This window comes from Rhodococcus sp. NPDC060090 (genome assembly GCF_042729855.1).
Lineage (GTDB): Bacteria > Actinomycetota > Actinomycetes > Mycobacteriales > Mycobacteriaceae > Rhodococcus.
Genome location: NZ_JBHWXB010000013.1, coordinates 1 through 13,428 on the forward strand (window position 1 = coordinate 1; position 13,428 = coordinate 13,428).

Below are 13,428 nucleotides of genomic sequence, written 5' to 3' on the forward strand. Positions count from 1 at the left end.
CGGATCGGGTCGAACTACGATCTGTGTCACGGCTTCCTCGATCACACCGGGCTTTCCTTATGACCAGTTCTCACTCAATTACCGAAACATCTTTATTTACTGCGAGATGCACTAGCTCTCCGCCCGAGGGTTCGTCGCCGCCACGGGATCCGGCCTGGACCGACGGCACCGCTTGCTCAGAAATTGCTCGGCCCGATCCATGACAGTTGTGCGTGCCCGGAACGTCCGGTGCACGCACACTGTGAGGAGACCGTCGTGCGCAAGTTCGACATCGACACCATCTCGGCTGAAGGCACGGAGCTCGACGAATCACGACTTACTCAGATTCTGGGCGGTCAGGGGATCATCCGGGATGACAAGGGGCGGACCGGCTGCATTCCGGATCTGGGAGGCACCATCCGCGCGGATGATCCCCTGTTGGGCTGAGTCTGAAGGCTCGACACCTTGGCGCGGGACGCATAGTGCGTCCCGCGCCAAGGTGTTTTCTGTGCCGGTCATCGGTCGAGCGCTTTTTCGTTGCTCAGAGTCTGCACAGTCACTCTCGTAACGATGTCCGTGCTGCCGGGAGGTCCGGCACGGAACAGTCGAGGAGATCTGAATGAGCAAGATCAGGATCGAGAACATTCCTGCTGAGGGTGCTGAACTGGACGAGTCGCGGTTGGCGGGCATCGTGGGTGGCGCCCGGCCTATCTGTCAGCAACCGACCGTGCTCCGAATGGACTCGGGCAACTGGCCGGACCTTACCCTTCCCGGTGATCCGAGGAGTCAGTGCTGAGAATCGCGCCGGCAAGCTGAACTGTGTCCCGTTCGGGGCATAGTGATCCTTGGCCCGGGGCGCAGAAGTGTGCCCCGGGCTGTCCTGGAGGGTTCCGCCCCATGTCCCATGTTCTCGTTCTCACCCAACCCGGCGACATGCACGCAGACGCCGTCATCGAGCGGTTGATCCAGCGCCGGGCGAGGTACACGGTCTTCGATCCGGGCGAGTTCCCCGCCGATGCAGCGCTTTCGGTGTCGTATGGTCGATGGGGACTCACCGGGCGCAGACTTCTGAGGTCAGGCGAGCATCTCGACCTCGATGCTGTCGACAGCATCTGGTGTCGGCGACCCAACCTACCCGCCCCGTCTCACGAGATCGGGGATCCTATTGCACAAGAGTGTGTTCGAGATGAGGGCGGTATGTTCTCCGCGTACATGTGGGACAGTCTGGATTGTCTGGCGGTACCGGGAAAGATGCGGGCCATACGGTATGCGTCGCGCAAGCCTGAACAGCTTTCTCTCGCGGGTGTACTCGGTTTGGAGATACCTCCGACACTCATCACCACAGATCCGTCGGAGTTCCTGGACTTCTGGGATCGCCATGGCGGGCAGATCATCACAAAGCCCTTCAATAATCCCAGTCTCGGGGAGGGTGGACGGAGCTTCGTCCGGTTCTCGGAGGTACCGACCACTCTTGATCTCGCCGCGGCAGATGCCATCCGCTTCTGCCCGGTGATCACGCAGGCGTATGTACCCAAGCTCGTCGAACTTCGGGTGACAGTTGTCGGTGATCGCGCATTCGCCGTCGAAATCAACAGTCAGCGAAGCAATCACGCCCGCAGTGACTGGAGAAAATACGATTCCACTCCGGGCTTGTACGCGATTCACTCGCTCCCCGACGAGATAGCCGAGCGTTGCATCCGCCTCGTATCCGAGTTCGATCTGAACTACGGTGCACTGGATTTCGTCCTGACACCCGACGGCCGCTACGTCTTCCTCGAGATCAATCCGGGCGGCCAATGGCTGTGGCTCGAAGCGGCCACCGGCCTCCCGATCGCGGACGCCGTCGCAGACCTATTGCTGTCTGCCAGAGACCGATCACCAGAATCATTGACGAACGGAACACTTCGATGACCCTCACCACCCCACCGCGAAAGCACTCTCTCGACGTGAGGTTGCTGTCCGAGCTTCTGGACGTGATCCGCCTGGAGAACAGCACACCCGATGCAGACTCGGCGGAACCCCTCCGAGTGCTGCGCGAGAACAATCGCGAACTTCGCATGCGCCTCGTGCGACACGTCGAGCCTTTCGACGGGTCGAGCCAGAGCGCACTGCTCATCACCGATGCGGACGGATGCGTGACGACACTGTCGTGGTCGCCTCCCTCGTTCCTCCCGTGGCCCCTCCGTGGTGCACGCCGTGTCGGCGAATCGGACCTCCTGTCGGTGAACGGAGAAACCCTCACGGTCGGCGACGCCATTCTGCACCTCGAAGGGTTGTGGGATCGTCCCGACCTCCTCACAGGGCTCATCGATACCTGCACGATCCGCAGTGCGCTCGAAGAAGAACCCGTCGAGCTGACCGATGCGCAGTTGCAGGAGGCGTTCGATGCATTCCGCCGGGCACGAGGGCTGCTCACTCGCGACGCGACCGAGGTCTGGATGGCGCAGAACCATCTGAGCCTGAACATGTTCGAGCGAACAGTGCGACAAGAAGCAGAATTAGCGGTGCTCCGCAGGCGCATCGTCGGTGATCGTGCCTCGGTGTGGCTCCGTGACCACCCTGATGCGCTCGACCGCGCTCGCATCGTCCGGGTGGTCTTCCCGAGCCGTGCGGAAGCATCCGAGTTCGCGGTACGGGTTGCCGACGTTCATGCCTACGGCGCGGACGACGCGATTCGCTACTTCACCGGTGAGGCAGGTCTTGCAGTGGCCGCGGACCGTGGCCAGGTGGAGTTCTGCGAGATCGGACGCGGTGACCTCGACGGTGATCTCGCGAACCTGGTCCTTGCCTCGAAGCCGGGAACCGTAATGGCTGCACGCGTGGGCCACGACGGATGGGAGATCGTGCAGGTTCTCGCCGTACATCGGGCACAGATCGATGACTCCACCTTGCGGATCGCCGAGCAGTACGTGTTCGACGAGTGGCTCGCCGAACACAGGCGTGCCGCGCGGGTCGAGTGGTTCTGGGGTGAGGCCGAGAAGACAGCGCGGGTTGCGGCGTGAGACGCAAGATTCGGTTGCGCCACCAGTCTGGGATCTCGGACTGCGGTGCGGCCTGCCTGGCGATGATTCTCGATTACTACGGTGCCCCGAGACCGGTCAACGAGGTGGCGGACGATCTCGCGGTGGGGCGCGACGGGACGACGGCGCTTGCGCTGGTCCAGGCAGCGCGAGACTACGGACTGGAGGTGCGGGCGTTCGGCCGGCCCGCAGAATCGATCGTCGGCGGACACACCATGTTGCCCGCGCTCGTGCACTGGGAACACAATCATTTCGTAGTCGTCGACCGGGTCACGGCACGACACGTCGTGGTGGTGGACCCGAGCCGGGGTCGACAGCGCCTGGCACACGACTACTTCGCGGAGCGGTACTCGGGCGTCGTGATCGAATTTGCGGCGGGCACTGTTGCGGACAAGGCCCGACCGGCGCGGCCCCGAGATACTCGCTGGCGACGCGAGTTCCTCTCGCTGGTCTGGCAGAACAACCGCGCATTGTCGGCCGGAATGCTGTGCGCGTCGGTGGTCTTGCAGCTAGTCGGCATCGTGATTCCGCTGCTCACTGCGGTGTTCGTCGACAAGGTCATTCCCGAATCCGACCTCGGGCTTCTGAGCCTGCTTGCTGTGGCGTTGGCCGGTATCGCGTTCGTGGTGCTGGTGGTGGGGTCGTTGCGCACCATCGTCATCGCACTGATGCGTCGCCGTGTCGATGCGGCGCTGAGCGGATACTCGGTCGAGAGACTGTTCTCTCTGCCCTTCGCCTATTTCATGCGAAGGGGCACGAATGACGTTGCGCAAAGGGTCGGAGGTATCGGCACCATCCGAGATCTGCTCACCGAGAGGGTCGTGTCCGCCCTGATCGACGCTCCACTCGCGATCGTTTACATCGCGATCGTGATGTGGTGGGCGCCAGGCGTCGGCGCGGGTCTTCTTGCTCTCACAGCGGTGCAAGCACTTCTTATCTGCGTGGTGCATCGACTCGTGGTCGATCTGAAGCAGCGTGAGGCCGCCACTGCTGCTGAAGCGGAAGGCCTGCTCATCGAGAACATCCGCGGTATCGAAACGGTCAAGGCGTCCGGAACCGAGGCTGCAGTGATTGCGCGATGGACGGCACGGTTCGAACATGCGCTCTCCGTGTCGGTCCGGAGCTCCCTCGTGTCCGGTCTGGTCGATGCCGCACAGACTTCGTTGCGTGCGGCTGCGCCTGCGGTGCTGCTGTTCGTCGGAGCAGTCCATGTGCTGGATGGCCGGTTGTCGCTCGGGGAGCTGATTGCGGTGAACGGGATGACGTTGGCCGCAATGGGTTTCGTGACATCTCTGCTCACGCTCGTACAGTACTTGCAGTCCGCCGCGGCATACGCGCGGCGCCTCCAGGACATCCTCGAATCCGATCCGGAACAGCAGGGGCTCGAAGTCTCTGCAGCGCCGTCGCTGTCGGGTTCGATCAGCCTTCGCGGCGTGGGATTCCGGTACAGTCCGAGATCCCCATGGGTGCTTCGCGGAATCGACTGCGAGATCCCGGCGGGGGCCACGGTTGCGCTCGTGGGGCGGTCCGGTTCGGGGAAGAGCACGCTCGCGCGTCTGCTACTCGGGTTGTACGTGCCTGAGGAAGGTGCGGTTCTCTACGACGGTATCGACGCGCAGCGCATCGAAGCCAGGTCGTTGCGTGCACAGTTCGGTGTCGTCACGCAGGACTCCACATTGTTCACCGGCAGCATTGCCGACAATATCGCCATCGGAAACCCCGATGCACCGTTCGAAGACATCATGCGCGCAGCATCCCTCGCGCAGATCCATGAGGACATTGCTGATTTGCCGATGGGTTACGGCACCGTTCTTCGTGAAGGCGGTGGCCTCTCCGGTGGTCAGCGGCAGAGGGTCACAATTGCTCGTGCGCTCTTGACCCGGCCGCGGGTGCTGTTGTTCGACGAGGCGACGAGCGCTCTCGATTCGGTGACCGAAGCCGCAGTCGTGGAGGGAATCGGCGGGTTACGCCAAACCCGTATCGTCATTGCACATCGCCTGTCCACGGTGCGCGTTGCAGATCTGATCTTGGTGCTGGAAGCCGGACGCGTCGTCGAATCCGGCACCTACGCCGAGCTGCTGATGCAGAGAGGTGTTTTTGCGGATTTGTGCACCGAATCAGCGCGGTAGCCTCGACGTCGACAGGCCCCGGGGAGGGGCCGTGACGAGTCGGGGGTGGGTTCCATGGACGCACGCGTCAGTGGTTCAGAGCTCGCGGACGTGCAGATCGAAGTGGGTGTTCTCGGTCCTGTCTCGGCGCTCCGTGACGGTACTCCCATCGACCTCGGCGGCCCACGCCAACGCGCCTTGCTTGCTGCCCTTGCGGCGGCATATCCGCACTCGGTGAGCGCGGATCAGCTTCTCGCCGAAGTGTGGAACGACGTCCCGGACCCGACGGTCAACGCTCTGCACTTTGCTGTGTCGAAACTGCGTCGTCACCTCGACCCACAGCGAAGCCGCGGACAGGGCGGCCCGGTAGTGCGCAGCGGACCCCATTATGCGTTGCGGATCGCCGAACTCGACTCGGCCCGATTCGATGCTCTCATCAGGACTGCCCATGAGGTTCGTACGGCCCGGACGCCTACAGCCACGGACGATGCCGCGGCGATTCTGAACGAGGCACTCGGGCTGTGGCGAGGCGAACCGTTCCAGGACGTCGGGCACCTCGCGTGTGTGGCTCCCGAGCGGACACGACTGGACGGGCTGTATCGCGACGCGTCGAGTGCACTCATCGAGGTCGATCTTGCTCGTGGATGCACGCGCGAGGCCCTGAACGCCGCGGAGTCACTCGTCGAGCGGTATCCGCTCGACGAGCACGCGTGGGAACTGTTGGCGCTCTCGATGTATCGAAGGGGGCGCCAAGCCGACGCGCTCGCGGCGATTCGACGCGTTCGGCGGGCACTGATGGACGAACTCGGCGTAGATCCCGGAATCGCGCTGCAGGCACTCGAGCAGCGGATTCTCACGCACGAGGTTGCGCAGCGGCCGCCGGACGAACCTCCGCCTCCGGTGCTGCCGGCATTCCGTACTCGGCTGATCGGAAGGACGGCAGACCTGGCGACAGTGTCAGATCTGCTGGAACGTCATGCGCTGGTGACCCTGTTCGGCCCCGGAGGAGTGGGGAAGACGCGGCTTGCGCTCGAGGTGGCGCGAAGCCCCCGAACCGGGGACGATACCTGGCTCGTCGACCTCGCCGGAGTCGCAGAAGGGTCGCCGATCGCAGCGCCGGTTGCCGAGGCCCTCGGCCTACCGGGTGTGGAGACGGTCGAAGAGCTTGCCGCTCTGATCGCCCGGCGCGGGATGTTCGTCATCCTCGACAACTGCGAGCATCTCGTCGTCGCAGCGGCGCACCTCGTCGCGGCAATTCTGGAACGTTGCCCTCACGTCCGCATCCTTGCCACGAGCCGAGAGCTATTGGACGTCGACAGCGAAGTCGGCTACGAGATCAGGCCGCTCGATCTCGCCTTCGCTGTCGAACTGTTTGCTGATCGTGCCGTTCGATTCGATCCGGGCTGGTCGCTCGAGAGGGCAGATTCCACCTCAGTGCATCGGATTTGTGAAGGTCTGGATGGACTTCCGCTTGCGCTGGAACTTGCTGCCGCACAACTGTGTGTGTTGTCCGAAAGTCAGATCGCCGACGGTCTTGCCGATCGGTTCACGATGCTCAGCACCGGACCGCGCTTCGCCGGAGCACGTCAACGACGACTCGTCGATACCGTCGATTGGAGTTACCGAATGCTCGACGCACCGTCGTCGTGGGCATTGCGGGCTCTCTCGGTCTTTGCGGGAAGCTTCGACATCCACGGTGCTGCTGCCGTGCTCGGCGTAGACGATCCGATTCGCGCGGTCGACACTGTGCGAGTGTTGGTGCGTCGCTCGTTGCTGTCGGTCGTGCCCGATACCACGCCCAGACGATACGTGATGCTCCGAACCATCAAACATTTTGCCGCACAACAGCGCACTCCCGCGGAGGAGATTCGAATTGTTGCCGCGTACCTCACTCGAGTCCTCCGGAGGGCAGTCGCCCTGGCGGCCGAACTCCGTGGGCCCGGTGCGCGGGATGCGGTTTCCGAACTGGCCGCCGACCGTGCGGAGCATCGAGCGGCACTGACCACTGCGCTCGAACACGGCGACCCGCATTACGTACTCGAACTGTCCGGTGCTCTGTATTGGTTCTGGTACCGCAAGGCGAACGTGTCGGAAGGGCTGGGATTTCTGCGTGTCGCGATCGAGAGGGTCGATCAGCATCCGATCGCACCCAAGCCGGAACATCTCGGCAGGGCGCTGATGGGGATGGCGCTTCTCACCGACCTCACCGGCGACTCCGAGACCGCGCAGCGCCACAGCGACCGTGCCCGCGAGGTACTGCTCGGAACGGGCGACGTTGCGGACATCGCCTACGCGGACTCACTGAGGGCCTACTACCGCACCGTGTGCGGTGATCACGACGGCGCAGTGGACATCGTGCAGCGAAGTCTCATCGATGCACGCCGCCTCGGCATCGACTGGATCGAAGCCTCACTTCTGATGGTCATGGGAATTGCTCAACGCGGCAGCGGAGACCTGGAGGCGGCACCGACCCTACGGAAGTCCGTCGAAGTCGGTCGCCGATGCGGCTATCAGTGGGTACCGATCTGCTCGCTGTGGGCGCTGGCGAAAATCGCGGCAGATTCCCGAGACCACGCTGAGGGGCTCGAACTTGCGCGCGAGATCCTTCCGATTCTCGAATTCGACAGCGAAGTCACTGGGTGGATCGTCACGATGCACACTGCGGCGGCCGCGCTGGCGCAAGCGGGACGCACTGCCGACGCAGCACGCGTGTCGGGAGCGGCTCGGGCACACGGTGAGCGAGTGGGGGTGCAGGTCGAGCTTCTGGATCCGTACAGCGCGGAGGAAGACGCGGCGATGACCGCGGCGTCGCGCACCGACAACTTCGACGCGTACTGCGACGAGGGCGCCGGCCTCACCCGTGAGGAAGCCAATGCTCTGCTCACGGACTCTCGACCGCCACTGTGAGCGGACCGAGACAATGTTCCGGCCGTCGGTTTCCGCCACCTGGGCGGTCCGGCATGCGATGCTGACGATCGATACGGTCCGCATATGAGGAGAGCGAATGAATCCCGTCGTCGAGACCACGCGCGGCCGAGTGCGGGGAAGAATCGAGGCCGGTAACGCGGTCTTCAAAGGCATTCCGTATGCGGCTGCGCCGTTCGACGACCGACGGTTCGCGGCACCCGAACCCGCACCGGCGTGGAACGACGTGCGCGAGGCGGCCGAATTCGGTCCTACCGCACCCAAAGCGCCCTACCGGCCTCCGATCTCCGAGCTCCTCGAAGACGTAGCGATTCCCGGCGAGAACCCGCTGAATCTCAACGTGTGGACGCCCGATCTCGAAGCGTCGCTCCCGGTGCTCGTCTGGATTCACGGCGGCGCGTTCGTCCAGGGCAGCAGCGCGGTGCCGCTGTACGACGGCGCGAACTTTGCACGCGACGGCATCGTTTTCGTCAGCATCAACTATCGCCTCGGTGCCGAAGGGTTTGCGCTCCTCGCCGACGCGCCCGCCAACCGCGGCCTGCTCGACCAGGTGGCGGCACTCGAGTGGGTCCGCGACAACATCGCGGCGTTCGGCGGCAACCCGGATTCCGTGACGATCGTCGGTGAATCGGCGGGTGGGATGAGTGTCGGTGCATTGCTGGCGATGCCGGCGGCGCACGGACTGTTCCGTCGTGCGATTGCGCAGAGCGGAGCCGGGCACGCGGCGATGTCGGCCGCCACCGCACGTAAGGTGTCGCAGGCCCTCGCGGAGGCACTCGATGTCGAGCCCACCCGTGCCGGCTTCTCGACCATCGACCCCGAGCGCCTCGTCGCAGTACAGGAAGATCTGGTGGTGCGGATCCGCAGCGAGCCGGATCCCCAGGCGTGGGGTGAGATCCCGACCCACGCGATGGCGTTCGAACCCTGCATCGACGGGACGGTGCTGCCGGAACTGCCCATCGACCGCATCGCTGCCGGCGTGTCATCGGAAGTCGACGTCCTCATCGGCCACAACGACGACGAGATGACGCTGTTCCTCGTGCCCTCCGGGGTCGCCGAATCGGTCGACGACAACATGCTCCCCGCGATCGTGGCGCCCTACGGTCTGACCGACCCGGCCGCCCTCGACGCCTACCGGGCAGCCCGCCCGGATACGACGCCGGGCCAGGTACTGATGCATGTGCTCCGCGACTGGATGTACCGGATCCCTGCCCTGCGCGTCGCGGAGGCGCGTGCGGCATGTGATGCCGCCACATACGTGTACCGATTCGATTGGAAATCAGCGGCTTTCGGCGGCCGACTGGGTGCGACACATGCCTTGGATATCGGTTTCGTCTTCGACAATCTCGATGTTCCCGGCAACAGAGCGCTGACCGGACCGAATCCTCCGCGGGATCTTGCCCAGCGGATGCATCAGGCGTGGGTGACGTTCGTGACCACCGGGGTGCCCGGGTGGGCACCGTACGGCTCGACCCGCACCGAGATGGTTTTCGGCGACACGTGTGGAACGGCCGATGATGTCGAGGCCGAACTGCGTGTGCTGTGGGACGGGATCCGCTGACGACGTTTGATCTCCGGGCCGTCGGGTAGCCCGCTGAAAGGCCATCACTGCCCACCGCTCACGAATCGGAGACACACATGTCCGGCGACACCCCCAAGGTCCCAGGTACTCCTTCGTCGATCGAGCCGAGCGTCGAGGAGCCCACGACGCCGGTGGACCCACCCGAGGCCAAACCCGACCAGTCGGAGCCGGCCGGTGTGACCGCCACCGGCGCTCCCGTCGACGCGTCACGCAAGCGTGCGCAGCAGAGCAGGTATCTGACCACTGCGCAGGGTGCCCGTCTCACCGATACGGACCATTCGCTCAAGGCGGGTGAGCGCGGCCCGACGCTCCTGCAAGATCATCACCTCCGTGAGAAGATCACGCACTTCGACCACGAGCGCATTCCCGAGCGTGTCGTGCACGCGCGCGGCGCTGCGGCACACGGGGTGTTTCGCGGCAACGGTGCCGCAACGAGCCTCACCCGCGCGGGCTTCCTCGGCAAGGGCGTGGAAACCCCGGTCTTCGTGCGTTTCTCGACGGTGCTCGGGTCGCGAGGCTCAGCCGACGCAGTGCGCGACACTCGAGGTTTCGCGACCAAGTTCTACACCGACGAAGGTGTTTTCGACCTTGTGGGGAACAACATCCCCGTGTTCTTCATCCAGGACGCCATCAAGTTCCCCGACGTCATCCACGCGGGTAAGCCTCACCCCGATCGGGAGATCCCTCAGGCCCAGAGCGCCCACGACACATTCTGGGATTTCGTCACCCTGCACACCGAAGCGGCCGCGCACACGATGTGGAACATGTCCGACCGGGGTATCCCGCGGTCGTTCCGCATGATGGAAGGCTTCGGAGTCCACACGTTCCGTTTGATCAACGAGGCCGGAGAGACGTCGCTGGTCAAGTTCCACTGGAAGCCCCGTCTCGGGGTGCACTCCGTGGTGTGGGAGGAAGCGCAGTTGATCAACGGCTTCGACCCCGACTTCCATCGGCGCGACCTCGCCGATGCCATCGAAGCCGGTGCGTACCCGGAGTGGGATCTCGGTGTGCAGGTGTTCCCGGACACTCCCGAGCAGATGTTCGAGGGCATCGATCTGCTCGACCCCACCAAGATCGTTCCCGAGGAACTCGCGCCGGTACAGGTCATCGGAACCATGGTGCTCAACGCGAATCCCAGCAACTTCTTCGCCGAAACCGAGCAGGTCGCGTTCCACCCCGGACACCTGGTTTCCGGTATCGACGTGACCGACGACCCGTTGCTGCAGGGCCGCCTGTTCTCCTACCTCGACACACAGATCACCCGGCTCGGCGGGCCGAATTTCGCGCAGATCCCCATCAACCGCACCCATGCCCCCGTCAACGACATGTTCCGCGACGGCTTCCACCAGCACGCCGTGCACACCGGCGTCGCGCCGTATCGGCCGAATTCTCTCGACGCCGGCTGCCCGTTCACGGCGGCGCTCGAAGACGGTGCGTTCATCGACTTTCCTCACGAGCTTCCCGCCGCCCGGAAGGAACGCGCGGCAGCACGGTCGTTCGATGATCACTTCTCGCAGGTGCGATTGTTCTATGTGAGCCTGTCCGAGGTCGAGAAGCAGCACGTCGCCGACGCATACACCTTCGAGCTCGGGAAGTGCTACGAGCAGGCTATCAAGGAACGTGGCCTGCAGGAGCTTGCGAACATCGATCCCGATCTGTGTGCCACGGTGGCGGCCGGATTGGGTCTCCCGGCTCCGGAGCCCACTGTGCCGCTCGGCAATCCGACGCCGAGTCCGGCACTGTCGCAGGTCGGCTCGACATGGCCCGTCGACGGACGGGTCGTCGGTATCGTCGCCGACGACGCCACCGATATCGGCGAGCTGCAGACGGCGGTCCACGCGCTCGACGCTGCCGATGTGGTTCCGCTCGTCATCGCACCGCACGGCGGGACGCTGGGCGGCGGCGCGGTGCCTGTGTCACGGACCTTCCTGACTGCACGGTCGGTGGAGTTCGACGCCGTGCTCTTTGCCGCGTCACCGGCAGATCCGCGTGTCGAGGTTCTGGTCGACGAGATGTTCCGGCACCAGAAGGCACTCGGCGCCTGGGGCAGCGGCACCGCTGTGCTGACGGACACAACGGCACCCGGTGTCGCGACGGCAGCTGACCCGCAGACGCTGGTCTCCCAGGTCGTGGAGCTCCTGGGCGCTCACCGAGTATGGGAGCGCGGCACCGTGTGACCGACTTCACCGGTGCAAAGGGTTTCAAGTTCCGAACCCCTCACGTTAACCTTTCGTTACCTCTGGCCGCAGCTGACGATGTCGCTGCGGCCAGTTGTTATTTACGGGGGGGGTCTTTGCTCCCACACCTCGGGTGAGCGCTGCCCGGTTTGGCAACACGTCGAGCGGGGTATCTATCCGTTCCTGAACCGGTTCGAGTGCATCGACTGTCGAGGTACCAATGAGTACGGATGATCCGACCTATGCGGCTCGGTGCCGCGCACAGGGTTACGCCCTTGTCGTCGCCTTCCTCTTTCTGATCATCGGTGTCCTCGGGTTCGTGCCGGGCCTGACCTCGAACTACAGCACGATCGTGCAGATGGGTTCCGACTCCCACGCGCATCTGCTGGGTCTCTTCCAGGTGTCGGCGGTGCACAACGCAGTGCACCTCGCTTTCGGCGCCGTAGGCGTGGTGGCGGCGCACCGGCTGGTCTGGTCTCGTGTGTATCTCCTCGTCGGAGGGTGCTTCTACCTGGGACTGGCGGCGTACGGCATGCTCATCGACCACCACAGTGCCGCGAATTTCCTTCCGGTGAACGACGCCGGCAATTGGCTGCATGTCGCGCTGGGTGTCGTGATGGTTCTGCTGGCCGTCGACCCTCGCGGCAGGCAGCGTCAGCTCCTACCCGGAAAGCGTCCGCCGCGCAGGAGGCTGCCCCGTCCACGACGTGGGTGATGCACTACATCTTCGCGTACCGGGCCATCGCGAAGCAGTACAGGCCGTAGATGGCCACGCCGGTCCCGGCGCAGGTCAGCAGTATCGCTCCGAATGGTTGCGCCCCCAGGGTCTTCAGCGCTCCATCCAGTCCGGTCGCCTGCTCGGGGTCGCTCCGCACTGTTGCGATGACCACCAGCGCTCCCACTCCGACGATCGTGAGCCCTTTCGCGACGTATCCCACCACAGCGAGAGGTTCGATCCACCTGCGTGCCCCGGTCCGCTCATAGGTGCGCAGATCGTCGAGGAATCCCCGTGTGACGCCCTTGTATACGTGATAAGCCCCGACCGACAAGAGGACGACGGCGGCGACGATCAGCAGCGCCTTGCCGGGCAGTGATTGCATCAGCCGTGCACTGAGCGCAGAGTTCTGCTCGCCGCTGGACCGCCCGGCGCCGACGGCGAAACCGATTGTCGAGTAGGACAATCCGATGTATACGGCGGCGATTCCCAGAGCCTTGACTCGGTCCACCGGAGAGTTCGACCGGGCGTGTGCGCTCTGCCCACCCCACAACGCCTCGACCACACGCCACAGCGCCATAGCGACGAATCCGACCGCCAGCACCCACAGTGCGATACGACCGCCGGGCCTTTCGGCCAGTGCGGCCAACGCGCCCGACTGATCGATGTTCTCCGTCGAACCGAAGGCGACCGCGATGGCCAGCATCCCGATCAGCAGGTGAAGCACGCCGCTGACGACATGACCGAATCGGGCGCCGCGTTCGAACCCCTCACTGCGTGCCGCTCTTCGCGCTCCGCGACCGAATTCGTCTGTCTTCATGTTGCTCCCACTCCCACGGCGTCCCCTATGTGCTGCGCTTGCCCCGGTACTGAGGCCCGGTCAGGGATACCCCGAGGGTCGTCAGCGGAAACTCCCGCGATC

General features: G+C 64.4%; 10 protein-coding genes. 9 read left to right on the forward strand and 1 reads right to left on the reverse strand.

Going from position 1 to position 13,428, the window contains the following annotated elements:
- Positions 1–255: 255 nt before the first annotated feature.
- The 9 genes from ACFWCF_RS18175 to ACFWCF_RS18215 all read left to right on the forward strand — a co-directional run bounded on the left by ACFWCF_RS18175 (position 256) and on the right by ACFWCF_RS18215 (position 12,506).
- Positions 256–426, forward strand: a complete 171-nt coding sequence (locus ACFWCF_RS18175) for a hypothetical protein (RefSeq protein ID WP_378489723.1) — start codon at positions 256–258, stop codon at positions 424–426.
- Between the two features lie 172 nt (positions 427–598).
- The gene (locus ACFWCF_RS18180; protein WP_378564102.1) at positions 599–775 is read left to right on the forward strand and encodes a putative ATP-grasp target RiPP; all 177 of its coding nucleotides are present in this window, start codon (positions 599–601) and stop codon (positions 773–775) included.
- A gap of 101 nt (positions 776–876) precedes the next feature.
- Positions 877–1,890, forward strand: a complete 1,014-nt coding sequence (locus tag ACFWCF_RS18185; protein WP_378564105.1) for an MvdC/MvdD family ATP grasp protein — start codon at positions 877–879, stop codon at positions 1,888–1,890.
- Entirely contained in the window at positions 1,887–2,981 is a 1,095-nt protein-coding gene (locus ACFWCF_RS18190; protein WP_378564108.1) for a TIGR04500 family putative peptide maturation system protein, read from the forward strand. Before ACFWCF_RS18185 ends, ACFWCF_RS18190 begins: the two co-directional genes overlap by 4 nt.
- Complete coding sequence (locus ACFWCF_RS18195; RefSeq protein ID WP_378564111.1) at positions 2,978–5,128, forward strand: peptidase domain-containing ABC transporter; 2,151 nt, start codon at positions 2,978–2,980, stop codon at positions 5,126–5,128. The genes ACFWCF_RS18190 and ACFWCF_RS18195 overlap by 4 nt, the downstream gene beginning before the upstream one ends.
- 54 nt (positions 5,129–5,182) lie before the next feature.
- The gene (locus ACFWCF_RS18200; protein WP_378564114.1) at positions 5,183–8,014 is read left to right on the forward strand and encodes a BTAD domain-containing putative transcriptional regulator; all 2,832 of its coding nucleotides are present in this window, start codon (positions 5,183–5,185) and stop codon (positions 8,012–8,014) included.
- Between the two features lie 97 nt (positions 8,015–8,111).
- Positions 8,112–9,593: a carboxylesterase/lipase family protein gene (locus ACFWCF_RS18205; protein ID WP_378564117.1), complete on the forward strand. Its 1,482-nt coding sequence runs from the start codon at positions 8,112–8,114 to the stop codon at positions 9,591–9,593.
- Positions 9,594–9,670: 77 nt separating this feature from the next.
- Positions 9,671–11,791: a catalase gene (locus ACFWCF_RS18210; protein ID WP_378564120.1), complete on the forward strand. Its 2,121-nt coding sequence runs from the start codon at positions 9,671–9,673 to the stop codon at positions 11,789–11,791.
- Between the two features lie 220 nt (positions 11,792–12,011).
- The gene (locus ACFWCF_RS18215; protein ID WP_378564123.1) at positions 12,012–12,506 is read left to right on the forward strand and encodes a DUF4383 domain-containing protein; all 495 of its coding nucleotides are present in this window, start codon (positions 12,012–12,014) and stop codon (positions 12,504–12,506) included.
- Positions 12,507–12,510: 4 nt separating this feature from the next.
- Here the strand turns inward: ACFWCF_RS18215 and ACFWCF_RS18220 are convergent, their stop codons facing one another.
- The gene (locus ACFWCF_RS18220; RefSeq protein WP_378564126.1) at positions 12,511–13,326 is read right to left on the reverse strand and encodes a DUF1206 domain-containing protein; all 816 of its coding nucleotides are present in this window, start codon (positions 13,324–13,326) and stop codon (positions 12,511–12,513) included.
- Positions 13,327–13,428: the final 102 nt, after the last annotated feature.

Bases quoted from the DNA above. Each gene is read 5' to 3' on its own strand.
- ACFWCF_RS18180 (WP_378564102.1), top strand. From the start codon at position 599: ATGAGCAAGATCAGGATCGAGAACATTCCTGCTGAGGGTGCTGAACTG.
- ACFWCF_RS18185 (WP_378564105.1), top strand. From the start codon at position 877: ATGTCCCATGTTCTCGTTCTCACCCAACCCGGCGACATGCACGCAGAC.
- ACFWCF_RS18190 (WP_378564108.1), top strand. From the start codon at position 1,887: ATGACCCTCACCACCCCACCGCGAAAGCACTCTCTCGACGTGAGGTTG.
- ACFWCF_RS18200 (WP_378564114.1), top strand. From the start codon at position 5,183: ATGGACGCACGCGTCAGTGGTTCAGAGCTCGCGGACGTGCAGATCGAA.
- ACFWCF_RS18205 (WP_378564117.1), top strand. From the start codon at position 8,112: ATGAATCCCGTCGTCGAGACCACGCGCGGCCGAGTGCGGGGAAGAATC.
- ACFWCF_RS18210 (WP_378564120.1), top strand. From the start codon at position 9,671: ATGTCCGGCGACACCCCCAAGGTCCCAGGTACTCCTTCGTCGATCGAG.
- ACFWCF_RS18215 (WP_378564123.1), top strand. From the start codon at position 12,012: ATGAGTACGGATGATCCGACCTATGCGGCTCGGTGCCGCGCACAGGGT.
- ACFWCF_RS18220 (WP_378564126.1), bottom strand. From the start codon at position 13,326: ATGAAGACAGACGAATTCGGTCGCGGAGCGCGAAGAGCGGCACGCAGT.